The organism is Kribbella steppae (assembly GCF_004342025.1).
Lineage (GTDB): Bacteria > Actinomycetota > Actinomycetes > Propionibacteriales > Kribbellaceae > Kribbella > Kribbella steppae.
On the sequence record NZ_SLWN01000021.1, the window covers coordinates 101,305 to 124,195 of the forward strand.

The following is a 22,891-nucleotide window of genomic DNA, read 5'->3' on the forward strand; positions in this document are numbered from 1 at the left end:
GGGCAGTGTCCCGGTTCGAGCGCTTCTTCCGCGCCACCGGGGCACTCGACGTCGACAAGGATGACCTGAAGCGTCACAGCTACTTCATCACCGAGAAGGTCTATGACCTGCTAGTGATGGGCAAGGCGACGGCGAAGGCGAACGGGCGCGATATCATCGAGCCGCAGGATCTGCCTGTGACCAAGGGCCTGCAGGAGAGCGTCCATGCCTTCCGGGCGCTGGACGAGGACATCGAGCTGCAGCCGGTGCTGGCGCAGCTCGCGACGTGGCCGCCGCTCGACGTCACGGTGAGCGAGCTGGACGCGGATGGCGCGAGCAAGATCTTCCGCCTGATCGAGGCGCTCGAGGACTGCGACGTACAGAACGTTTATGCCAACTTCGACGTCTCCGACGAGGTCATGGAGCAGGTGGGCCGACCGGGCCCGTCGCTTCCTCCACGGGCGGCGAGCGGCGCAGCACGAGGATTGCTACTGCCATCGCGAGGATGAGCCCGATCAGGATGAGCAGCTCGATGCCTTGCGGGTTCCACCGGAACGACCGCTCGGCCTCGGCCGTCACGAGTAGGAGGCGGCGGACTCCTGCGATCAGTCCGACGACGAGGAAGGGCTCGGCCTGAAGATGTCGTTCGGTGATCGTGATCCGCACGGTATGCAGTAGCTCGGCCACGATGAACAGGACGAGTGTCTTGTCGAGGATCGACAAGACCAGATCCAGCGCGCTGTACGGGCCTCTCAGGGCCACCACAACGCTGTCGATCACGTCGATCAGCAACACCAGTGCCAGGACGGACAACAACACCGCGACCACCACGTGAACGAGGTCCTCGATCGTCCGGAGGGAGCGGACGACTTGGGCGATCAGGCCGCTGCGATGGGCACGCATCAGGTTCCTGGGCGGGCCGGCCACCGATCGGCGCCGCGTGCTGGGGTGTTGGGACTGGTGAGGCTGGCCAGTTGCATGGTTCTGCTCACATCGCTGGGGGAGACGATGCCGACTACGGCATCGTTCTCGTCTGTGACGATGGCGCGCCCGTCGGCGCATCCGGCCATCCTCGGCAGCAAGTCCGCCAATGGTTCATCGGGTCGGGCGGTCGGTACCTCGTCCGGTCGGCAGGCGATGTCGCGGAGTTTGGTGCTGGCCCGGCGGTCCACTGGGACGGCGCGGACCCGGTTGGGGGTGACGAGACCGATGAGCCGGCCGGCCGGATCGGTCAGCGGGTAGCTGGAGAACGGGTGTGCGAAGGCGATGCGGCGGATGAACTCGTCCACGGTCTGTTCCGGATCGGAGACGACCGGATTCGGCGTCATGACATGGCCGACCACGATGCCGCGGAGCAGGGAACCGAGCCGGGCATGCTGCTCTTCGGCTGCCGCGGCGTTGACGACGAACAGCCCGATCAGTACGAGCCACAGCCCGGAGAAGCCAGAACCGTAGGCGACCTGAAAGAATCCGAGGCCGACCAGGACGTAGCCGAAGATGCGTCCGGCGCGACCTGCGGCGAAGGCCGCGCGCTGCTGGTCTCGCCAGATCATCCACAGTACGGCGCGCAGCACTCTTCCTCCGTCGAGGGGTGCCGCGGGGATGAGGTTGAAGATGGCCAGCACGACGTTGACCGAGGTAGCCGAGGACGGCGACGGGCAGGCCGCCCCCGCCGGCGAGCGAGAGGCCGACCGCCAGGGCGCCGTAGATGAGGCCCAGGAGCAGGCTTGTCAATGGTCCCACCGCCGCGATGCGCAGATCGGCGTCGGGCGAGCGGGGATTTCCCTTGAGTTGGGCGACGCCACCGAGCAGCCAGAGCCTGATGCTCTCGACCTGGATACCGTTGCGGCGAGCGAGGACCGCGTGTGCCACCTCGTGGGCGAGCACCGACGCCAGGAACAGGATGGCCGCGGCCACCGCGGCGGCCAGGTAGGCGACGGTGCTTCTGCCGGGCAGGACGGCGGGGAGGCGGCCGGACGCGAGGCTGAGAACCAGGATCGCGACGATCAAGATCGCACTGACGTCGACCTGAACCCGCACGCCAGCGATTCGACCAAGAGGCAGGGACGATTTCAGCAAGTGATCATCCGACCGGACGTATGGAATGGCACCCAGCCAATGAGCGCGGACACCAGGCTGTGTCTGTACCCAGTGGAGAGCATTGGACGTGGCTTGGCTTGGACAGGGCAGACTGGTTCAACTTGGCCGGAGAGGCGAAGGCGCGAAGTCCTGAGGGCCGCAATCTGCTGCTATGACAGGGGCTATCCCTGGGTCGCGGTTCGAGTCCGGCCCGCGCGACACCACTCGCCCTGCACCAGCTGCTGGTATTAGCGGTCAGGAGCATCGCTGTGCTTTACCGCTATGGGTGCAGAAGCACTTTGGTGTAGCCCTCGACGCGTTTGTCGAACTTCTCGTAAGCGGTGGGTGCCTGATCGAGGGGCAGCTCGTGGGAGACGACGAAGCTCGGCGTTGCGCGGCCGGTGATGATGAGATCGCGGAGTTGCCGGTTGTAGCGCTTCACGTTGCATTGCCCGGTGCCGATGCGCAGGCCCTTCTCGAAGAGCTTGCCGACGGCCACCAGGAGCATCCCTTGCTTCGCGGCTTCGTCCGGCGCGCCGGGGTCGGCCGGTACGTAGAGCCCCGGCACTCCGATCCTTCCGGTCGCTCGAACGGACCGGATGAGCGAGTTGAGGACCACGGCGGGCTCCTCGCGGTCCCCGGTGGAGGTCTGGGCCTGGTAGCCGACGGCGTCGACCCCCTTGTCGGTGCCCTCGCCGTTCGTGTGCTGCTTGATCTGTTCGACCGCGTCGGCCTGCTGGAAATTGATCGGGATGGCTCCGATGTCTTGAGCCTTCTGCAGCCGTTCGGGTACCCGGTCGACGACCAGGACCATGGAGGCGCCCCGGAGCAGCGCGGAGTAGGCGGCCATCAGGCCGACCGGTCCGCCGCCGTAGACGGCGACGCTCTCGCCCGGGGAGACCGCGGCCAGCTCGCAACCGTGGTAGCCGGTCGGGAAGATGTCGGCGAGCAGTACGAAGTCGGCCTCGTGCTCGGTGCCCGCGGGCAGCTTCAGGCAGTTGAAGTCGGCGTAGGGGACACGCAGGTACTCCGCCTGGCCACCCTTGTATGGGCCCATGGCCACGTAGCCGTATGCTCCGCCGGCGAATCCGGGGTTCACGGTCAGGCAGTATCCGGTATAGCCGTCGATACAGTTCTTGCAGAAGCCGCAGGCGACGTTGAACGGCATCACGACACGATCGCCGTGCGTGAGCGAGGTGACCCCGGACCCGACCTGCTCGACGATGCCCAGGTTCTCGTGCCCGAAGACGATGCCGGGCTCGGCCGCGGTCCGCCCCTCGTACATGTGCAGATCCGAACCGCAGATCGCGCTCGTCGTGATCCGTACGATCACGTCACTCGGGTGCTCAATCCGCGGATCCTCCACCTCTTCGACCGCTACCTGGAACGGTGCTTTGTAGACAACAGCCTTCATGTCAGTCAACTCCCATCCTCGATGCAGACCTCTGATTCGACGCGCGGCTGTCTGCTCCGGGACCGGTCCCGAGCGAAAGTCCGACTCCGCAGCGTGTAGGAGCGGCGGAATCGCTCGCAGCCAGCATGCGCTGCACAAAGTAGACTGGCGGGAAGCCTCGAGTGTCATCCCTCATGTGGCTAGTGTCATCCCCCCAAACAGGTGAGGAGCAGCGGATGTCGCGGCGGATCGGGACCTTGCTCGTTTCCGTCCCAGGCCTGTCAGGTGTCGTGTACCCCCCGGGGACCAGTGTCCTGATTACGGGCCGTGGGGCGAGTGTGGATGCGTTCGTCGGCAGTGACTGGCTGCCGTTGGCATGGTGGGAGTTCGCCGAGGGCGGATCCGAGCCAGGCCAGTGACCGCCGGGCGGTAGACCAACGGGCCCCTTGGACTTGCCGCAGCCGTAGATCTCAGGCGCTAGGATTTCGCGCCTTCGCCTCTCTGGCCGCGGGCGGTCGAAGACAAATCTCAAAGCCTGGCCGCGCTCTCCGTTGCCAATCCAAGCAGCAACCTCGCACAGCTTCACGATGGGCGGTTTTTCTGGCTCACCGCTGAGTCCCGTCCGCCCGCTGCTCCTCACGCCCGGCAGTTCCGCGACCAGGCCTCGGAGCCCGACAAGGCAGCTGGTAGTGCCGTCTCATTTGTGGCGACAATGTCGTTAGGAGGTCAGTGTTTCCCGCTGGGCGTACGGGGCGACTCGTAGTCGCCTATGTCAGCCATGATGGACTTCGAGGCACCGAGCTGCGCCACCGGTGCCCAGCCGCCGAGACGTTCGTGCTGCTGGCCGACCCCTATCGAGCTGCCCACCCGGCCCAGCCTGTTCCTGTTCGAGGTGCGGCGCAGTGGGCGGGGACCGCTGCTGGTGGTCTGGCCCGGCGCGACTCCTTCTATGGGGAGGACTGGCCGTGGCCGGCAGCACAGGGTACGGCCGTCGACGCGCTGGGTCGGGCCCAATCGGTCGGGTTGCTCGACGGCCGGGTGCAGCTTTAGGTGTGGCTCACCCCCTGTTTATCGCTGCCGACTGTCGCGGACCTCGCGACCTTGCCTGGCAACAGCCCCGGCTCATCGGCTTTCCGCCCGCGACCAGCGGCGGCACCCAGCGGGGCTGCGGAGCGATGTCTAGCAGGGTGTTCGCCTTGTGGTTCAGCCGTCTCTGTCGGACAAGAGTCGCGCAAGTATCCGCGCGCTGTGAGCCGCGTAGCCGCGGTGGACGTTGGTGAAAATCAGGTGTACGGGTCTGCCGTGCTCATGCAGCGCCCTGATCCGCGGCACCCATTCGGCGAGTTCCTCGGGCCGGTACTCATACGTGTGGCGCTGCACCGGCCTCACGCCGCGCGCTTCCCACCGCTCGGTATTGCGCCCGTGGAAGCGCACCACTGCGACGTCGGACGTGGCGGCTGCGACCGGGGGGACTGAGCTGGGGAAACCCTGTGGTTCATCGACACACACGTAGGTCAGGCCGTGTCGGGTGAGGAAGTCAAGCGTGCCCTGGCAGTGGTCGTCATCCATCCAGCGGCTTTGCCGGAACTCGACGCCGACCTGCACGTCCGGCAACTGCTCCGACACCCACTCGAGGTAGCCGTAGGACGCCCGGGACGGGTACACGTACCGCGGCAACTGGAACAGCACGATTCCGAGGTGCCCCCCGGTCCGCAGCGGTTCGACTGACGCGGCGAAGCGACGCAATGCCTGCGCCACGAGCTCACGCGGCAGGTCGCGGGCATACACCCGTGGCTTGCCGGCCTGCTCGGGCGGAAGCGCCTCCCGCAGGTCGCGCCATAGCGTTGATGGTGGCGTCGGGTGGTGTGTCAGCAGGCGGAACGCCTTCACGTCAAACACGAATCCGGGCGGGGTCCGCGCCGCCCAGAGAGCGGCCGTGCGTTGTGCGAGCGGGTGGTAGAACGTGGAGTCAACCTCGGTCAGGGGGTAGCACTCGGCGTAATACCGCAACCGCTGCTCCGCGGTGACCACGTCCGGCGGATACAGCTCGCCACTCTCAACCAGCGACGGCTCCGTCCATGCCGCGATACCGAGGCTCAGACCGCTCTCCGCCAACGACCGGATGATGGAGGCCTTTGCCGCCGCGCCGGACTGTGCACGCGCATGTGACGCCACACCTCTACCATGCTCCCTCGGAAGGCTCGCGTGAACCTGGGCTTGAGACGCCTTCTACGGTTCTGATATGGAGTGCTTGGGTGTCAAGGGCATGGCGAGGCGCCGCTGGGTTTGGGTTCCCAGTCGGCGCCTCGTTGCTACACAGGCTCGCTGAGGGATTGAGGTTCATCAACGACAACTTGCTCGGGCACCGCGGTCCTCCAGAGCATGGAGAACTGGATTGATCTGACGATCGAATGCAGGCCGAATGGAAGCCTGACGGTGTCCGGCGAAGTCGTGGACCGGCTCGGCGTAGGGAATCGGTTGGCGTTCGAACTGCACGACCTCGATCAGACGTACCTACCAGCTTGGCTTTCTCAGCTAACGGAGATCGAAGGAGTCTTCCCGATCGTTGGCCGGCCCTGACCAGCACCTGCTCAACGTCCTCAACTCTGCAGTTCAGGACGTTCCGTGTCTGCGGCATCAGAGTGCGCTGGACTCACAGTCAGCACGTGACGTGAAGTACTGCGTGGACCTCACGCTTGTTGAGGTCTGCGATCAGGTGGCATGCGTCTTCTGTGGGGATGGCGGTGAGGTCCACGTGCCGCCGCCCGGCCTCCTTGGTGACCTCGGGCATGATCGGCAGCGAGCCGTAGACCCCGGTGCCGATGATCAGCCGGCTTCCACCCCAGGGGAGTTCCTCCTCGGCAGACAGTGGTGTGTGCCCGAACTCGCCTCGGTACGGCTTCGAAGGCCCCTTCTTCCGTTTCCGGATCCGGCCACCCTCGATGACGATGTCGTGGTCGTACTCTCGCCCCTCAACCTCGATGGAGCCGAACCCGCGTAGTCGCACCTTCATTGGGTGACCTCCTGGAGCTTCACCGACCGGCGGCACCGGCGCTGCGCGCTCCACACTCCAGACTTCCACGCGGGCGACGACCCCGCCAGAACCCAGGATCGACAGCAAGTACCCACTAGATCGTTTCCGTGTGGCCCTTGCGGGATGGCGCAGCGATTAACTCTGACCGCGGCTATACGGGCGCTCCGCCCCCGACGGCGGCATGAGCGACCCTCGGCTTCCGCGACCGCGACGGCGTGTGCATCTCAACCTTCGCCTTCGTCCTCCCACCCAAGCTCGGCGTAGGTCGGTAAATCCCGCTCGTCTCGGCTGGTGTACAGTCCCCAGCCCATGTGCTCGTAGTACAAAGTCATCGCCTGGAAGTGGCTTTCGGCCTCCAGGCTCCACGTCAGGCGAGCGGATGGCGAAAGCAATGAGCGGGCTGCTTCCCCTCTCGGGCCGGCGAGGCATAACGTCAGCGAGTATCCGGCATCGTCATCAGGGTCCTCCCACAACTCATGAAGCACCTGCGGAGCATACGTCGAGCCGTGATCGCTCGTCGGCATGAGCGCGCGGAATGCGGCAAATCCGGACGCATCGAGTTCCGAGATTTCGCGGGTCTGGCGCGGCTGGTGACGGTGCCTAGTGGTCAGAGGAATCGGCACGATCGGGGCGCTGTTGGGTGGTTAGGCCGACTGGGTTGGAGTGACCCGGCTGATCGGGGCTCTGCGTCGCGTGAACGTTGCCGGCGATCGAACGGAGAACCTCCGCTGCTCGGGCCGACCAGCCGTTGACCAGAGCCCACGCGTAGGCGTCGTTGGCGCCTGGACACCGTCCAGTAGCCCTGAGCTGAGCGACGATTCTGGCGCGCTCTGCTCGTCGCCTTGGCAGCCCGTCGGGGTCTGCCTCGATCACACCCTGAATCGCGCGCAGACCGGCGACTGCGACCGCGTCGACGGCATCGGGGTGTGCCGTGACCGGTGGTACTGCACCTAGGGGGCGCGGTCGTGCAGCGAGCCGCCAACCATCGACAGACTTGAGCGTGGAGATGTGTTGACTTGCCAGAACGCACAAGGCCCGCGTCCGCGGATCCTCAGCGATCGTGCCGACGCTGTCCCGGCTGGGGTTGAGAGCGAGGACAGGTCCGCCGTCCCAGCCCAGTACTCCACGAGCGTACTTGTGGCTGGCCAGACGAACACCCCGGTCGTGGCGATAGCCGGCCAGGCCCGGGTGATCGAACAACAATGCGTAGACCAAGATTTGGCCACCAACCTCCAGTTGGCGCTGTTCAAGCCACGTCCACGCTGTCCGGAATCCATCAGAGTCGGTGGGTGGGAACGGCTCAACGACGAGCGCGGTGTCGTAGGCAGTGGCGTTGGTGGGCACCCAACATGATGACCCGAAGGCACCCGCTCTTGCCAGCTGACAGGGGTCCGGTCGCCGGCGTCGTGCATCCTAAAGGCCCGAAGGGACCTGGGCCACGTCTATGGGGCGGCACCGTCAGTGGCGAATCGCCGCACGCAGCAACGTCCTCAATTCGGCATGAGCGCGCTTTACCCTCGGCGGCAGTTGAGTGCGCCTTGAGCCCGCGGGTGCGTACTACTCGTCATCGAAGAAGACCGACCGGTCGAGGACCACGCCGAGCGGCTCCAGTTCGTCATGCGCGAAGCTATAGGTCGTTTCGCCGATGATGACCGCATACTCCCAGCCGCTCGGACCTTGCGCTCGTCCGAGGACAGCGCCGAGTCCAAGGGGCTTGTTGGGAACGACCCAGGTGCCCGGTCCACGGGTGCGCACCAGGGAGTAGAACGGCAAGGCATCGACGGTAGACACACAACGCAGTCTGCCAGGGCTGCCGCTTGTGCCGCCCCTGAATAGATCTGCTCGGATCTCGGCACGTTCGGACGTCCCGTAAGTGGAACGCCCACCGGCCATCTAGCAGCGAAGCCCCGTCCAGGCGTCGCTCTTCGATAACGATCCGCCTACCGGCGCCGCGGACATGAGACCCCGAATGCCCCGTTCAGGACACCGTCCGCGACGAGAACGCCAAGGTCACGGCAACGCCCGCAGCCGCAGCTCTAGATAACGATCGATTCTCAACACGATGTACTTCCCCGCAGCGCTGCTGGTTCCGTCTGTCATGGATGCGCAAGGCTCGGGTCAGCCGAGCGGGCGATGGAACGTCTACTACGTGGCGGCTTGGGCCGCGATCGCCGCTGTGGCCGTCACACTGATCTCTATTTGGATAGCCCATGCCGATGCACGTTCAGGCGCCGGAAACCCTGCACCGAATCCATCCGCGTCAATGTCGGCTCCAGCCACCCCAGATTCGTCGACATCGGAGCCGAGTGCTCCAGGTTCAAGCGCTACACCGGATGCCCCGTCGACAACGAGTGGAGGCGTGATCAGAGTGGCGGTGGAGATCGACTCCACTTACAAGGTGGGGCCGAACGCGGCGGGCGGTTGCCCAGATCACGCTCACCTGTTCTGCTTCCTCCTGAATACCACGGTCATGACGGACGAGGGCCGGCTGACCGAGGGCTGCTATCTCACCTGGAAGTTGTATCGGAGTGGCGTTAAGCAGGTCTTCGAGACAGGCAAGGTGGTCGGGTGTGACGGCATCTACGTCGGTGGGAATCTGTCAGTGCCGCGAGGACGCTACGTCATCCAGATGAGCGTTGCGACTGACTCTGGACTCAAAGGAAGCGGTTCCTACAAGTTCACCGTTGAGGACTACCCGTAGGAGTGGGGCCCGAACGTAAGGAGCTAGATAGCATTTAGTACTGGACACGCTGCGTATCAAGTTTCGGACGTATTGATAGTTCCGAAGCGCCGAACACGGCGAATGACCGAGCGGATCAGCTCGCGCTATCCGCGCGCATGCGCGGACGGGTTGTCCTTGCGAAAACCATTGGTGCCCGGCTCGCTCCGCTGATGGACTGACGTCCCACCGTGAGTCTGCCGCGTGACGGAGGTAGTGGTTGTGACGAATTATGACGTGCTTGCCGAGGTGTACGAATGGCTCATCTCAGATGCAAAGTTGCCTCCAGCCGAGTTCGCTGCGTCGTTCGATGACCTCCTCAGTCTCCTGCCGTCGAACGCTCACGTCCTCGACTGTTCGTGCGGAACCGGACAGTTGGCGGTTGGCCTCGCCGGTCGTGGCATGCAGGTTGTCGCAACTGACGCCAGCGAAGCGATGGTTCGTCGGACTGCAGAGTTGTCTGAGGAGTTCGGGGCATCCGTCCGGGCCGTGCGGGCGAACTGGGAAGAGTTGCCCGACCAATTCGAGGACGACATGTTCGACATGGTGTTCTGCGTTGGCAACTCGCTTCACCATGCCGCGGGCGCGACAGGCAGGGGTGCTGCTCTGGAGTCGATGTCACGCCTTCTGCGCCCTGGCGGGCGCTTGGTACTCACATCCCGCACTTGGGAACTCGTGAGGGCCAGAGGTTCCCGGCTCGACATCAGTGACCGACTCGTCCGCCGGAACGGTCGCGATGCCGTCGTGGTCTACCGCTGGGAGATTGCGCCGCATTGGGAGGAGGAGCACCACATCGAGATTGCGATCGCGCAAGTTGATGCGACTGGATTGGTTCTTGTCCGCTCAGAACTGCTGTCCTGCTGGCCCTACCGGTACGAGGAACTCGAAGTCGAGCTGCACCGGGTCGGACTCCGGACGGAAGTGAGCACGTTCGATCTTGAGGCCGAGAACTACATGGTGGTCGCGAGCAAGGTATAGACACCGGGCTCTCAGCCCCTGGCCGGACCGCGCGGTTGCTCGCAGGACGCTTGCGCCCTCTCATCGGTGCGGGTTCAGGCGGTCAACGCAACGCCTCGGACGAGGAGTCCTGCTGCGTGCATTACGGCGAGCGGACACGGCGGCCCGCGTAGCGCGCCCAGGGTTCTGCGGCCTTCTCAGCATGGAGGAACGCGACTTGGTGGCTGTACCCGAGGGCGTCGGCAACCAGCGACGGAGGGCACTCGAGGACGAGTTCGCCGATGGCTCGGTTGCGGGCGCCGAGGAGGTTCACGCCGAGGTCGCGGAGCCGGTCCATGACGGTGTTCGGATGCAGGTGGCGGCCGGCGAGGGTGCTCGGGAACATCCAAGGGCTGTCGGTTCCGGCGCCGGTACGAAGATTGGGACGCGTGGCGAGATACTCCCTAATGAGCGACGCGAACGGTTCGGGAACGTCAGTCGGGTGCGCCCCGAGCTTGATGCTCATGCCTGTCTCGCTGTCGTCGACGATGCGGGTCTGGAAGGTGACGACCTTGACCAGCGGCTGGGCGTAGAGCAGCAGGAGCATGCCGGCCACGCGGTAGGGGAGCGACTCACTTGTGCCGGTGAGGAGTTCGTGGATCCAGGCGAGCCGCTGGTCCTGGCTCAGCGAACGACTCGTCCTCGCCGCTCGATGCTGGATGGTGACCTCGGTGTTGAGGCGGGACTTCTTCGCGAGCACGAAGAAGGTCCGGATCGCGCTGCGCGTCGTCGGTCCGGTGGCCAGCCATTCGTCGACATCCTGCTGGGTACACGTGGCGGCTGTGCGCTGGTAGGTCTCGTGAAGCCACACGAGGAACTTCACCGTTTCGGTGATCTCCTGCTTCGCGGAGTGGACCGGGCCACGCGTTGCGGCGCCGGCTGCCGCTTTGGCGCGGATACGGCGTAGGTGGTGCCAGGTGGCGAAGTGCAGCACTGGTTGCCGCACCTCGTCAGGAAGTCCGTCGAGTTTCGCGTCGACCCACTGCTCGAAGCGGGGAAGGTAGGGGTCGCGCTGGGGGAGTAGGTCATGGTGCTGGAGCAGGGCCCGGAGATGTTCGGTGGGCTTGCCGGGGACCGTGTCGAGCCCCTCGTGAGTCACCGGAATGGTCCCGTCACCCAGGTCACGAAGGAGCGCTTGGACCTTGGGCGAGCGCTTCCAGACGAAGATCGACTCGGGCCGATCCGATGCACAGAGCGCCTCGATGAGTCCGACCATTGCGGGGTTGCTCGGTGCCCCGCCCCAGTAGCCCGTGGAGGTCATCCCGCAAGGCGCAGCGGGCGCAAAGCTGTCCGCGGTGGTGGCCGGCTTCGACGTCGCAGCGTTCGCAGTGGAAGTCGTAGGGGATGTCAGCGCAGGTCGAGCAGATGGGATGGCCGTCGGCGTTCGGCGGTCCCGGCAGCAGGCGGTCCTGGAGGCACTCTGGGCAGATGCCCCGGGTGTGGACGGCGTCGAAGTAGCAGATGTTGCAGAGCCTGCCTTCGGGCCAGCGGGCCGCAAGTCGAGGATCTGCTCGCGCTGCAGCTGCCGGTTCACTGACGTGCCTTGCTTGCTGGTCGACAGCGACGAGCGGAGGAACTCGCGGTCGCCGATGAGTTTGCTGAGCCGGTCGAGGAAGGCGGCGTCGGAGACACCGCCGCCGTAGATGCGGCGGTTGGCGGCGGACCAGAGTTTCTCCATGCCGCGCTCGCCCCAGCAGTCCACGTCTTGCGCCCATGACTGGAGGATCGTCATCAGGACGATGCCGCGGGAACCGTAGTGGCTCTAGAGGTCGGGGAGGTCTTTCCAGCGGCACACGTTCGCGCCTCGTCGAGGACGCCGATCATCGGGACGGGGAGGCGGCCACCGGGGCAGGTGGTGGCGTAGTCCTCGGCGGCTTTTGACGACGGCGAAGGTGAGCGCGGTGACGAGCGGTCGGCGTTGCCAGCGCCTTCGCGGGACAGGCTGTAGAGGGTGCCGCCGCGGCGTACGAACTGGTGCGGGTTGAACTCCGGCCACGTCGGCGCCGGAGGCGACGGTGCGGCCGAGGAACACTCCCGGGGCGTCGGCGATCACGCCGAGCCGTGCCGCGGTCGCGGTTACTGCGGTCCTCGAGGTGGGTTCGATGTCGCGGCCGCGGCCGAGGTGCTTCGCGGCGGGGTCGACTCGGGTCCGGCGGCGCCGTACCCGGGTCGCCAGCACCGCGACTGCTACGGCGAGCAGTACGACGGCCGCGGCGATGATTCCGGCGGAATACGTCGCTTCCCGCGGCCACGGGATCCTGCCGGCGGCCAGCTGCAGGAGCAGGTTGAGCGGGTTGTTCGGCACGGTGGCCGTCGTACCGGCCCAGGCTATGCCGAGCTTCAGCGAACCCCACGCGATCGCGACACCGAACACGACACCGATGAGGATGACGACGCCGATGTTTGTGGTGCGAGCAGGTTGTTGGTTCGCGTTCGCACTGCACCACGGTCAGGACACCTCCGCCTAGCCCGCGTCCGCGTCGGCTTGGAAGCCGTCATCGGTTCCGTCGCCGGGCCTTCGGCGAGGCCTGCCCCAATAGGCAGGTCGCTTGAGCTAGAGCGGGCGGAGGTCGGTGCCGGGGATCCAGGTGACGCGGCCGTCCTTGTCGCGGACGCGGCCGAGCCATTCGCCGTTGTCGCGGATCCAGACGTCGAGTTCGCCGTTCTGCCACTGGGCGCGCTGGACCGGCTGGGCCGGGTCCACTTTGCGGATGGCGTCGGCCGGTCGCGGGCCGTGCGCGTCGTACTGGACGTCGAGATCGCTGGCTATCCGGTGTGCCTCCGTCTCGTCGTCGATGTCTGTTGCCCGCCACCCGTTGACCGCGCCGTCCCAGACGCCGAATCTGTTCGATCCGTCGTCGGCCGGTCGCACCGTGAACCGCCCAAGCATGACCTCAGACCAGCGATAGTCGAACATAGGTTCCCTTAAGCTCAAATCCCGAACTTCAGTGTGTGACCTGGGGTTCTGCGTCCTGGACAGTGTTCGCGACGCCGGCCGCGGCTCGGATGGGGCGCCGACCCGGGCGACGCGCAGCTGGTGACAAGCCATCACCACTTCGGGGTGTGTGCCGCGATCAACCGGTGCCCAATTCGCACCAGCTCGGCGCGTACGGACGCCGGTTCGAGCACTTGCACGCCTTCACCGAGGTAGATCAACTCACAGGCCGCCTCATGGACCGAGCTGAAGGTCGCTGTGAACCGGCGTGCCGGTCCAGTTTTGCTGTCGATCGGGCGGAGTTGGGTGTCTTCCGACAGCGCCAAGGCGACTCGGCTGAGATCCTCTGGACGAACCTGGAACTCTACTTCGACGCGATTGCTGGAGCAGGGCACTCGGCGCCGGGTGACGTCCTCCCAGGCCCGGATGAGATCGAAGTCGTCGGGCCGCTCGACGGCTTCGGTGGTGACGTCGGCGTTCGTGGTCCAGGAAACGCGAAAGGTTCGCAGGCCCGCGTCTGCACCGGCAACGAGGTACCAAATAGCGCTCTTGGACACCAGACCGTACGGATGGACGCGATGCACGGCCGTTTCGGCTCCTGGTGGAGCGTAGGTGAGGTCTACCTGGACTCCGGCGATCACGGCGTCCCGCAACGGCACGAGCGTGGCGGGCGCGGGTTGCGCGGTACGGCCCCACCGAGTGGGGTCGATGTGGATGGCCTGCCGAGTACGGTCGGCCTGCTCGCGGGTGGTCGCTGGGAGGGCCTCGATCAGCTTGCGGACCGCTGAGGTGACCCCTTGTTCCAGCCCGAGGCCGGTCAGCAGTTCCGGTCCGGTCACCAGGAACAGCGCCTGCGCCTCCTGCGGGGTCAGCGCCGAAAGGTTGATCGCAGGACCGTCGAGCAACGCCCACCCACCCCGGCGGCCGCGTTCGGAATACAGCGGTAGACCGGAGAGCAGCAACGCGTCCAGATCGCGGCGGATCGTTCGCTCGGATACGTCGAGGCGCCGCGCCAGCTCGGGCGCGGTCATTCTTCGATGCGCTTGCAGCAGCAGCGCAATGGCCACCAGACGCTCGGCGCGCATGAACGCAAAATTAGCAGGGAAACAGGACACACGGTTGGCCGGTTTTGTTTCGTACGGTCTCACCATGTCCGAGCGATCCGGCCTGGACATCACCGCGGAGAGACGGGATTACCCATGACCACACAGGTGCTGACCGGACAGCAGATCGCTGCAGCCGACCTCGATGGCTGGACCTTGCTGCTGTCGTTTGGGCAAGGCGGCCTGGAAACACGAATCCACACCGAGAGCTTCACCCAAGGGCTGCGGATCGTGGAATCGATCGGGCAGGCTGCCGAAGCCCTTGGCCATCACGCAGACCTTGACCTGCGGCCCTTCCAGGTCGATGTCCGGCTGTCCAGCCGTGATGGCGGCGGCGTGACCGAAACCGACGTGACCCTGGCTCGTCAGATCACCGACATCGTCGCCGCCGCCGGCGCGGACCTCGAATGCAGCAGCCTCACCCGAATCGAACTCGGCCTGGACACACCGGCCTACGACAAAATCGCACCGTTCTGGGCAGCAGTGCTGGACTCCCACCACGTCATCGGCACCGAGGACTGGGGCGACGTCGGCGACCCCCGCACAGGACTGCCCATGATCTGGTTCCAGACCGCAGATGCTCGATCGACACAGCGAGTCTGGCATCCGCATCTGTGGGTCGACCCAGCTCAGGTGCGGCCCCGGATCGACGCGGCATTGGCCGCCGGCGGCACGCTCGTTAGCGACCAGGGCGCACCGGCGGCCTGGGTGCTGTCCGACCCCGACGGCAACCACCTCTACCTGTGCACCTGGCAACCCGGCGACAGCGCCCTGTGCGATTCGCAGTACCGACCCGGAGGAACCAATTGGTCGACCGAAGCTGACTCAGAGCGGCGACACTCAACGCGACCGGGCGTCGGTACACCGTAGGCCTGACGTGCCCGACTTCAGCGGCCAGGGTCCCGCGCGGCATCAGGTGAACCCCATGCGCTGGACCGCCCGCGAAGCGTCGACAACACCCCAGATAACGACCAGCTGTCACCGCGCCTACGCAGAGCGAGTCCGCTTCGGCTACATGGACGACATCGTTATGCAGGCTTAAGGGAACATATGTTCTAGTCGGGGGCCGGGTAGTTGAGCTCACGGATGTGATGTCTCAGGACATCGGTGACGGTTCTGTGTCAGGACATCGGTAACGGTTGGTGTCTCAGGACTTCGGTGACGTTCGCGATTTGTCGGTGTGCGGTCCGGGTGGCCAGCCGTTGCCGACGTAGGTGGTGCCGGGGGCGGGTCGGGTGTGCTCGATGAGGATCTCGCCTTCGAGGTCGGTGACGGTGATGTTGTCGCCGTCGGTGATGACGAGGACCTGCTGGAAGCCGCATTGGGCGCCGACCAGGTACTGGACCTTGTCCAGGTAGAACATGCCGGCGCTGGTCAGCTTCTTGACGACGGTGTCGGGGGGCAGATCAGCCGGCACGGGTGCGGGTCGGGGCCGGTGGGTGCGGGGGTGATGAGTGCGGGGGCGGGCGATCTGCTCACGGGTGGGGCGGGGAGCCTCGGCCTTCGCGGTGGCCGCCCAGGCGGTCAGGGGTGTGACGCGGCCTGGTAGGCCCTGATGGGGCCGTGGGTGTTGTAGATGTGGTCGAAGGCGTCGATCTGGGTCTGCAACTCGGTCAGATCGGCGGCCAGCGGCCGCTTGTCGAGGTAGCGGAACAGGGTCTGGTGGAAGCGTTCGTTCTTGCCCTGGGTGGTTGGCTTGTAGGGCTTGCCGGTGATCGGCTCGACGCCCAGGGCCATCACGTGGACGACGAGCTGACCCAGGAGTCCACGGCGCGACGGGTTGAGCGCGGACCCGTTGTCCGACAGCAGCCGTTGGGGCACGCCATGGGCGGCTGGGCCTTGTCGAAGACGACGATCGCCGCCTCGGCGGTCTCGCCCCACGCGACGTGGGAGGCGACCGCGCAGCGGGAGTGGTCGTCGATGAGCTGGAAGATCACGCACTTACGCCCACGGGTGAGCACGTACTCGGTGGCATCGAGCTGCCAGCAGGCATTCGGGGCCGCATACACGAACCGGCGCCATGCCGCCCTCGGCTTCTTCCTCGGCTCCAGCCGCGCCACGCCGGCCTCGCGGAAGATCCTGGCCAGCGACGCGACCGAAGGTACAACCTCCAAGCCCATCGCGCGCATCTTGTCGTGCACGCTGACCGGGCCACAGTCCAGCCCGGACTGCTCGAGTGCAGCACGGACCCCGATCGCCTGCCGCCTGACCTCATCGGCCAGCTTCGACGGGCTCGACTTCGGACGCCGAGACCTCGGCTCCAACGCCGCCGCGGGCCCGTCGGCGAGACTGCGTCGCCGGATCTCGTAGAACGTCTTACGCGAGATACCGTGCTCGGCACAGAACGTCGTCACCGCCCCGCGGGGCGCATCAGGCGGCCACTGCGTGATCGCGAGACGGACACGAGGATCAACAGGCTCGTTCTTCGACACCCGCGCAGTCGACCGGCCCCAGGCACCACCGACACCGCCGACTCACCGAAGTGTCACCACCAAGACCCGTCGCAATGTCACCGATGTCCTGGTACAGAACCGTCACCGATGTCCTGCGACATGACAAGTTGAGCTCATGGAAGGTCGGGGTCTTCGAAGGCTCGCTCCAGTGCCTCAGCGGGGCCGGGTTGGCGGCTCGGCGGCCTAGGTAGATGTCCTGGGTGATGGAGACCTTGGCTTGACCTAGCTGGTCGGCGATCTGGCGGGCGGTGTGGCCTTGTTCGTCGAGGGCGGTGGCGGTGGTTTGCGGAGGGCGTGGGACCGGATCCAGGCGAGCTTGTCGGACTCGGCGGGCTGCATGGCGTCGTGGAGTTGGGCGAGCAGGGGGTGATGGTTCTCGAGGCGGATGCCGTAGGTCGCGACGAGGGTGGCCATCTGCTGGTGGTCGACTTTGACGCGGCCGGTTTCGATGAGCTCGATCCTTGTTTGGGCCCAGTTGAGGTGATCGGCGACCTGCTTGCGGGACAGGCCGGTTTCGCGGCGGAGAGCTCGGAGGGAGAGGCCTAGGTCGCGGCGGGCGGTGCTGCCGACGGGGGAGAGGGCGGTGCGGAGGGAGAGGCGGACGTTGGTGGGGTCGCGGAAGCAGCCGATGGTGTCGGTGAAGATCGGGTCGTCGAGGCGGATGCCGGCGGCGTGTCGGCTGCGGAGGGCCGCGAGGACCCAGTTGGGGAGGTGGAGGCGGCGTTGGCCGGCTCGGGATTTGGTGCGTCTGCGGAGGAGTCCTTGGCCTTTGACTCTGACGATGGTGCTGGTGATCTCGACGGTGCCGGCTTCGAGGTCGACTTGGGGCCAGAGGACGGCGAGGGCTTCGCCGATTCGGACGCCGGTGCCGAGCATGAAGGTGACTAGGTCAGGGAGGTCGGCTTGGACGGCGCGCTCGTCGGTGGCGAGGTGTGTTTTGAGGAGCGTGACTTCTTCGCTGGTCAGGGAGCGGGGTGGGTTCTTGGCCTCGGCTTCGATGGCTTCGATCTCGCGGACCGGGTTGACGGAGATGGCTCCGTAGCGGACGGCGAGTTTCATCATGCCGGACAGGACGGCGCGGCAGGTCTTGGCTCGTGGGGCGCCGGCTCGTTCGGTGATCTTGGAGATTACGGTGTCGATGCGTTGAGTGGTGGCTTCGCCGATGCGGAGTTCGCCGAGGGCAGGGCGGATGTGGTTCTTGATCGCGCCTCGGTAGTTGTCCAGTGAGGTGGGCGAGCGTTTCCCGTCGGCGACCCATTGCTCGAACTTCGTTTCCCACAGGTCGATGAGGTGGGAGATCTTGTGCATCGCGGTGAGCTCGCCGGACTGGTTGGTCTTGGCGCGGTCCTGGAGCTTCTTGAGGAGGGCGCGCTCGGCTGCCGTCTTGTTCTTGCCGAACGCGGACACGAGGCGCACGTGGCCGTCGTGGTCGCGGAACTCGGCCTGCGACTTGTGGCTGATGGGCCTGCCGTTGTGGTCGGTCTTCGCTGCCCAGGTGGAGATCTGTCCCCAGGTTCCGATGGGCAGTGGTGGCCTCGGCATATCAAGCCTCCAACCTGTGTGATGGTTGGCTGCTTAACGCCCGCTCGGCCGCAGAATCCGGGAAATCGAGAAGGATGCGAAGCGATGTGATGTGATGCACAGTCACGATCAGATGAAGCCGGCCCGATCGGTCCAGCAGCCCAGATGTGCCGGGTCTTGGCGGATCAGCTCGGAGCGGACGGTCGGCAAACGAGTGCGTTTTGAGTGCGCTGAGGGCATGAAGAAACCCAGGACACCGATGTGACCTGGGCTTTTGTGCGCCGTGATTTGTAGGCCCCGTGGGACTCGAACCCACAACCCGCGGATTTCCACCTGAGGTTGATCACCGGTTGTCGATGATGAGCGAAAGCTCTTACTGGCAAGGGATTTGGGGGTGTCTCGTGCACATCGATTCTCATCGCTCACCATCCTCTCGCGCTGATTCAGGTGCGTAAAGAGGTGCGTCGCCAATCCTCCCAGAGCGGGTATGTGGGCGGTTCGTTGCTGATGATTCGAGACTGCCGGTCCATCGGACATCTCTGGGCGGTGACCAGTCCGGTGGTCGTCGACAACAAGACATCACCGACGGCTCGCCCGGCATTGGTGATTCTGCATGCTGATCTGGCTGGCGTGACGAGCTGCGTGCGTTGCCCGGAGCCACTACGAGTTCGATGGCGGGAAGAACTGTATCGGCCGTGCGCCCGGGCTTTCGTGAATGAGATGTCGACACCGAGCGGACCCAGCCCGTGCGGTGGGCCGATGTTCTCGAGCACGATGACCTGCTCGCCGGCCACGCTCTGGATGTCGGCATAGAACAGACCGACAACACTGTCCGGGAACTCTTCGCGCGCTGATCGGCCCACGGGGCGGTTCCCTGCCTAGGGTAAGGCGGACAGGGAACCGCCCGGGCTGTCAGGTGTCCTTCGGGTCGGGCTCGGTCTCGGTCTCGGTCGCGGCGTCTCCGGCGCGGCGGCGGGCCCGGATGTCGTGGTACTTGACGGTGTAGGTGAGTGGCCCGCACTCGACGGTGACGGACTTCTTGGACTGCTCAGGGTGCTGTTTGGCCTTCGTATGAGCACGGCCGCGCGGAAGCGCAGGCCCACGGCCGTGAGCTGGGCATTCCCGAACCTCAACTGGACTGGACGGACTGAGAGGACCGCGCGGGGTGGAGCAGTTGGCCAAGCAAGACGCTCGACCGGGCAGTCCATTCGCAACATGTGGCGTTGAGCGCGCATCATCTCAGTAGGTGCCTTTCCGGCGATGGTGGGTGGGGAACGGTTATGAAGCTTGAGTTGCGGCGTTTTGGCGCGCCGATGGTCAGCGGGGGGCGGAAGGTGGTGACGGCTCTTCTGGTTGTGCCGCTACTGATCGCCGGCGCTGTGGTGACCCTTCCCCCGGCGGACGCTGCCGAGACCGCGGTGGTGATTCCGGCGGGCTTCACGCCGGTGCCGATCGCAACCGGGCAGTCGGCCGCGAATCTGACGAACTTCGAGTTCCTGCCGGGCGAGCGGGTGCTGACGCTCGGGCGGGACGGCCGCCTGACCGTGGTGTCGGACGATGCGCCGCCGCGGACGCTCCTGATGATTCCGGATGTCTCGCACACGGGTGATCTCGGTGCGCTCGGTCTCACGCTGGCTCCGAATTACGCCAGGACGGGGCAGCTCTACCTGCAGTACGCCCAGACCACCGCGACCGGGAGCCGCGTGATGCGCGTCTCGCGCTGGACGGCTGCGCCGGTCGACAACCCGACCACGCTCGGCGGCGAACAGGTCCTGCTGGAGGCGCCGCTCACCAGCGTCTACCACGGCGGTGGGACGGTTCTGGTCGCGCCGGACGGCAAGCTGCTGATCAGCATCGGTGATAGCGCCGCGCCGCTCGCCTCCCCGAACCCCGATGCCTTGCGGGCGCAGAACCTGGACGGCCCCTACGGCAAGATCTTCAGGATCGATCCGGTCACCGGCGCCGGAGTACCTGGCAACCCCTACTACAACGCGGCATCTGCGTCGTCGTGGCGAAGCAGGGTCTACGCGTATGGCCTGCGCAACCCGTTCCGGATGTCGGTGGATCCGCGGAACGGGCAGGTACTCATCGGCGACGTCGGCTGGACTGCGTACGAGGAGATCAATCTGCTGGCCGCTGGTAAGAACTACGGCTGGCCCTGCTACGAGGGACCGGGCCGGCAGCCGGGATACGCCAACACCGCGCAGTGCCAGCAGGTCTACACGCAGTCGGTGCAGGGACCGCTGTGGAACTACGCGTCGCCCAACGTCCAGGCGGCGGTCACCGGCGGTACTTGGTACACGGGCACGTCCTACCCGGCTGCGTACCGGGACGCGTACTTCTTCGCGGACTACGCGCAGCAGAAGATCTGGACCATGATGATCGACGCGCAGGGCAAGATCACCAGGGCCCCCGAGGCCGCGGGCTTCGCCACCGGTATCGGCGGGCCGGTCGCGCTGAAGACCGGTCCGAACGGAGACGTGTACTACGCGGACATCCTCTCGTCCGACCTGGTCCGGCTGCGCTACTCGGCCGGGAACCGGGCGCCTGTTCCGCGCGCCGGCACCACCGTGAACCCGGACACCTTGACGGTCACCTTCGACGGCTCGGCCTCGTACGACCTGGACGGCGACGATCTCACGTACACCTGGGACTTCGGCGACGGCAGCCAGGGAGCGGGTGCAGTAGCAACTCACAAGTACTCGGCCCCGGGGAAGGTGAGCGCGAAGCTCACTGTCGAGGATCCTCTCGGTGCCGCGGCAGCCACTACCGTCACCGTGGTGCCGGACAACCACTCGCCGGTGCTCACGCTGTCTGCTCCCGACAAGAAGTACGCCGTCGGGGACACCGTCTCCTTGAGCGCCTCCGCGAATGACATCGAGGATGGCGCACTCCCGGTGTCCTGGCGGACCGACCTGATCCATTGCGACACCGGCGGCGGGTGCCATCTCCATCCCGGCCAGACCAGCACGGGGCCGACCTACACGGATCTGTTCGACGACCACGGCGACGAGACACGCATGCAGATCACAGCTTCGGTGGTGGACCAAGCCGGCGTGCGGACCGAGAAGGTGTACTCCGCCGAGCCGGATCTGCGCACGCTGACTGTGCTGGCCCCGGCACCGGTCCTCATCAACGGTGCCCAGCGGGTCAGTGTCAAGGTGGCGGTGAACTCGAGCAACGAGGTGTCCGCTCCCGGCGTGGCCGGCAGCACCGTGTTCACGAGTTGGTCCGACAGCGGGCTGCAGACGCACACACTGATCATGCCCGCGGCCGACCGGACCCTGACGGCGCACTACGCCAATTTCGTACCCGGTCGGTATGGCGACTACAACGGTGACGGGCGCACCGACCGGACGGTCTTCCGGCCGTCCACGGCGACCTGGTTCGACCATGGGTTGTTCAGCACCCAGTACGGCGGTGCCACCGACCTGCCGGTCCCCGCGGACGTCAACTCCGACGGGCGGACCGACGTGGTGAGCTGGCGTCCGTCGGACGGGATGTGGCAGGCGCGCGGACTCTTCGACATCCGTTGGGGCGGGAACGGGGACGTCCCGGTCCCGGGTGACTACAGCGTCAACGGTCGTACCGACCTCGCGATCTGGCGACCCAGTACAGGTATCTGGTACGTGCGTAACGTCCTGCAGATCGAATGGGGCGGGCCGAGCGACGTGCCGGTACCGGGCGACTACAACGGTGACGGCAAGATGGAACTCGCGATCTGGCGCCCATCGACCGGCATGTGGTGGATTCGTGGACGAGCAGCCATCCATTGGGGTCAGGCCGGCGACATCCCGGTCCAGGCCGACTACAACGGTGACGGCCGAACCGACCTGGCCGTCTGGCGCCCCTCGACCGGCGGCTGGTGGATCAACGGCCGCCCGAGCCAGAACTGGGGAGTCAACGGCGACATCCCCCTCACCGGCGACTTCAACGGCGACGCCCGAACCGACCTCGCCGTCTGGCGCCCATCGACCGGCGTCTGGTGGATCAACGGCACCCCCGCATTCCGCTGGGGCGAACCCGGCGACCGCCCACTACCCCGCCCCCTAGGCGCGAGGTAACCCCTCCGCCCCGCCGGAACTGCTTCCGGCGGGGCGTCCCTTGGAGGTTTCTAACTGTTGGCGGATCGGCCGTGAATCCGCGTGACCCACATCTCGAGTCCGGGATCTTCGACCGGGGCGTTCGGCTGAACTGAGAAGTCGAGGCAACGCCAGTCGGTCCCGGGCGCCCGGACCGGTGGTCAGGTAGCGCTGCGCTTCGGCTGACTCGGCCGTGGCGCCACGATTCGATCCGCGGGAGGTGTGGAGATCAGCTGGTCGAGCATCCCGATCGGTCGCCGCGCTGACCGCCGGAAGCACATTCAGGACGGCGGCGGAGCCCATGATGCGGCGAAAGAGCCAGACGTAAACGGATGCAGATCAGACCAACCGCGCCCGCTTGCACCTCGCATCACCGGCCGAGGAGGAGCCGCAATTGGTGGCGATGGCGGGGCGGCGTACGGAACGACAGGGAGTACTTGCGTTTCGCGGTTCAGCCGCCAACCGATCAGCGCTTCGGCCCGGCGAAGAGTCTCCATTCGCTCCGTTGGTCCTGCAGGAAGACGACGTACGAGGTATCTCCCAATGCGTCGAGGATGGCGACGCGGCTCTCATCGCTGACGGCGTAGCTGATCGCAA

The 22,891-nt window shown here is 66.0% G+C and carries 18 protein-coding genes and 3 pseudogenes; 7 read left to right on the forward strand and 14 right to left on the reverse strand.

Features of this window, described 5'->3' with window-relative positions; all coding sequences use genetic code 11:
* Nucleotides 1–5 precede the first annotated feature (5 nt).
* Nucleotides 6–488 carry a DUF1931 family protein gene (locus EV652_RS40545; protein ID WP_199238682.1) on the forward strand — a complete coding sequence of 161 codons (483 nt, stop codon included), beginning with the start codon at nucleotides 6–8 and terminating at the stop codon, nucleotides 486–488.
* Here the strand turns inward: EV652_RS40545 and EV652_RS40550 are convergent.
* From EV652_RS40550 to EV652_RS40560, 4 genes and pseudogenes are all read right to left on the reverse strand, one after another.
* Nucleotides 397–882: a phosphate-starvation-inducible PsiE family protein gene (locus tag EV652_RS40550; protein ID WP_132215705.1), complete on the reverse strand. Its 486-nt coding sequence runs from the start codon at nucleotides 880–882 to the stop codon at nucleotides 397–399. The genes EV652_RS40545 and EV652_RS40550 overlap by 92 nt on opposite strands.
* A complete protein-coding gene (locus tag EV652_RS46325; RefSeq protein ID WP_199238683.1) occupies nucleotides 882–1,604 on the reverse strand; it encodes a CBS domain-containing protein in 723 nt (240 codons plus the stop codon). The genes EV652_RS40550 and EV652_RS46325 overlap by 1 nt, the downstream gene beginning before the upstream one ends.
* A gap of 16 nt (nucleotides 1,605–1,620) precedes the next feature.
* Nucleotides 1,621–2,019, reverse strand: a pseudogene (locus tag EV652_RS46330) (site-2 protease family protein); the annotation flags it as partial.
* A 319-nt stretch (nucleotides 2,020–2,338) separates the two neighbouring features.
* On the reverse strand, nucleotides 2,339–3,472 hold the full coding sequence (locus EV652_RS40560; RefSeq protein ID WP_132215755.1) for a glutathione-independent formaldehyde dehydrogenase: 1,134 nt from the start codon (nucleotides 3,470–3,472) through the stop codon (nucleotides 2,339–2,341).
* Nucleotides 3,473–4,180: 708 nt separating this feature from the next.
* Between EV652_RS40560 and EV652_RS40570 the strand changes: the two genes are divergently transcribed.
* Nucleotides 4,181–4,501, forward strand: a complete 321-nt coding sequence (locus EV652_RS40570; RefSeq protein ID WP_132215711.1) for a hypothetical protein — start codon at nucleotides 4,181–4,183, stop codon at nucleotides 4,499–4,501.
* 153 nt (nucleotides 4,502–4,654) lie between these two features.
* On the opposite strand, the gene EV652_RS40575 is transcribed toward EV652_RS40570, so the two are convergent.
* Nucleotides 4,655–5,626 carry a DUF72 domain-containing protein gene (locus EV652_RS40575; protein WP_132215714.1) on the reverse strand — a complete coding sequence of 324 codons (972 nt, stop codon included), beginning with the start codon at nucleotides 5,624–5,626 and terminating at the stop codon, nucleotides 4,655–4,657.
* Between the two features lie 192 nt (nucleotides 5,627–5,818).
* On the opposite strand from EV652_RS40575, the pseudogene EV652_RS46435 reads away from it, so the two are divergent.
* Nucleotides 5,819–6,031 (forward strand): annotated as a pseudogene (locus tag EV652_RS46435) (WapI family immunity protein); the annotation flags it as partial.
* 79 nt (nucleotides 6,032–6,110) lie between these two features.
* On the opposite strand, the gene EV652_RS40580 reads toward EV652_RS46435, so the two are convergent.
* From EV652_RS40580 to EV652_RS40590, 3 genes are all read right to left on the reverse strand, one after another.
* Nucleotides 6,111–6,464: a hypothetical protein gene (locus EV652_RS40580; RefSeq protein WP_132215717.1), complete on the reverse strand. Its 354-nt coding sequence runs from the start codon at nucleotides 6,462–6,464 to the stop codon at nucleotides 6,111–6,113.
* A gap of 245 nt (nucleotides 6,465–6,709) precedes the next feature.
* Nucleotides 6,710–7,108, reverse strand: coding sequence for a hypothetical protein (locus EV652_RS40585; protein ID WP_199238684.1), 399 nt, complete (start codon nucleotides 7,106–7,108; stop codon nucleotides 6,710–6,712).
* A 934-nt stretch (nucleotides 7,109–8,042) separates the two neighbouring features.
* Nucleotides 8,043–8,276, reverse strand: a complete 234-nt coding sequence (locus EV652_RS40590; protein WP_132215720.1) for a hypothetical protein — start codon at nucleotides 8,274–8,276, stop codon at nucleotides 8,043–8,045.
* A gap of 568 nt (nucleotides 8,277–8,844) precedes the next feature.
* On the opposite strand from EV652_RS40590, the gene EV652_RS40595 reads away from it, so the two are divergent.
* A complete protein-coding gene (locus tag EV652_RS40595; protein ID WP_132215723.1) occupies nucleotides 8,845–9,186 on the forward strand; it encodes a hypothetical protein in 342 nt (113 codons plus the stop codon).
* 222 nt (nucleotides 9,187–9,408) lie between these two features.
* Nucleotides 9,409–10,182 (forward strand): class I SAM-dependent methyltransferase, encoded by a 774-nt coding sequence (locus tag EV652_RS40600; protein ID WP_242002307.1) that lies wholly within the window; start codon nucleotides 9,409–9,411, stop codon nucleotides 10,180–10,182.
* Between the two features lie 121 nt (nucleotides 10,183–10,303).
* Here EV652_RS40600 and EV652_RS40605 read toward each other — a convergent pair whose 3' ends face one another.
* The 4 genes from EV652_RS40605 to EV652_RS40615 form a co-directional block, all read right to left on the reverse strand.
* Nucleotides 10,304–11,932 (reverse strand): TraM recognition domain-containing protein, encoded by a 1,629-nt coding sequence (locus EV652_RS40605; protein WP_199238685.1) that lies wholly within the window; start codon nucleotides 11,930–11,932, stop codon nucleotides 10,304–10,306.
* A gap of 30 nt (nucleotides 11,933–11,962) precedes the next feature.
* A complete protein-coding gene (locus EV652_RS44945) occupies nucleotides 11,963–12,574 on the reverse strand; it encodes a hypothetical protein (protein ID WP_199238686.1) in 612 nt (203 codons plus the stop codon).
* A 180-nt stretch (nucleotides 12,575–12,754) separates the two neighbouring features.
* Nucleotides 12,755–13,090: a hypothetical protein gene (locus EV652_RS40610; RefSeq protein ID WP_132209225.1), complete on the reverse strand. Its 336-nt coding sequence runs from the start codon at nucleotides 13,088–13,090 to the stop codon at nucleotides 12,755–12,757.
* A gap of 158 nt (nucleotides 13,091–13,248) precedes the next feature.
* Complete coding sequence (locus EV652_RS40615) at nucleotides 13,249–14,220, reverse strand: helix-turn-helix transcriptional regulator (protein WP_158441523.1); 972 nt, start codon at nucleotides 14,218–14,220, stop codon at nucleotides 13,249–13,251.
* Nucleotides 14,221–14,334: 114 nt separating this feature from the next.
* On the opposite strand from EV652_RS40615, the gene EV652_RS40620 reads away from it, so the two are divergent.
* Nucleotides 14,335–15,108: a 4a-hydroxytetrahydrobiopterin dehydratase gene (locus EV652_RS40620; protein WP_132215729.1), complete on the forward strand. Its 774-nt coding sequence runs from the start codon at nucleotides 14,335–14,337 to the stop codon at nucleotides 15,106–15,108.
* 277 nt (nucleotides 15,109–15,385) lie between these two features.
* On the opposite strand, the pseudogene EV652_RS40625 reads toward EV652_RS40620, so the two are convergent.
* Together EV652_RS40625 and EV652_RS40630 are read right to left on the reverse strand one after the other, a co-directional pair.
* A pseudogene (locus EV652_RS40625) lies at nucleotides 15,386–16,670 on the reverse strand (integrase core domain-containing protein).
* 243 nt (nucleotides 16,671–16,913) lie between these two features.
* Nucleotides 16,914–18,233, reverse strand: coding sequence for a helix-turn-helix domain-containing protein (locus EV652_RS40630; RefSeq protein ID WP_132215731.1), 1,320 nt, complete (start codon nucleotides 18,231–18,233; stop codon nucleotides 16,914–16,916).
* A gap of 1,316 nt (nucleotides 18,234–19,549) precedes the next feature.
* On the opposite strand from EV652_RS40630, the gene EV652_RS40635 reads away from it, so the two are divergent.
* The gene (locus tag EV652_RS40635) at nucleotides 19,550–22,276 is read left to right on the forward strand and encodes a PQQ-dependent sugar dehydrogenase (protein ID WP_158441525.1); all 2,727 of its coding nucleotides are present in this window, start codon (nucleotides 19,550–19,552) and stop codon (nucleotides 22,274–22,276) included.
* Nucleotides 22,277–22,891: the final 615 nt, after the last annotated feature.

Coding starts and splice junctions, on each gene's coding strand:
- EV652_RS40550 (WP_132215705.1), bottom strand. CDS start 882: ATGCGTGCCCATCGCAGCGGCCTGATCGCCCAAGTCGTCCGCTCCCTC.
- EV652_RS40560 (WP_132215755.1), bottom strand. CDS start 3,472: ATGAAGGCTGTTGTCTACAAAGCACCGTTCCAGGTAGCGGTCGAAGAG.
- EV652_RS40580 (WP_132215717.1), bottom strand. CDS start 6,464: ATGAAGGTGCGACTACGCGGGTTCGGCTCCATCGAGGTTGAGGGGCGA.
- EV652_RS40605 (WP_199238685.1), bottom strand. CDS start 11,932: ATGACGATCCTCCAGTCATGGGCGCAAGACGTGGACTGCTGGGGCGAG.
- EV652_RS40610 (WP_132209225.1), bottom strand. CDS start 13,090: ATGCTTGGGCGGTTCACGGTGCGACCGGCCGACGACGGATCGAACAGA.
- EV652_RS40615 (WP_158441523.1), bottom strand. CDS start 14,220: ATGCGCGCCGAGCGTCTGGTGGCCATTGCGCTGCTGCTGCAAGCGCAT.
- EV652_RS40620 (WP_132215729.1), top strand. CDS start 14,335: ATGACCACACAGGTGCTGACCGGACAGCAGATCGCTGCAGCCGACCTC.
- EV652_RS40630 (WP_132215731.1), bottom strand. CDS start 18,233: ATGCCGAGGCCACCACTGCCCATCGGAACCTGGGGACAGATCTCCACC.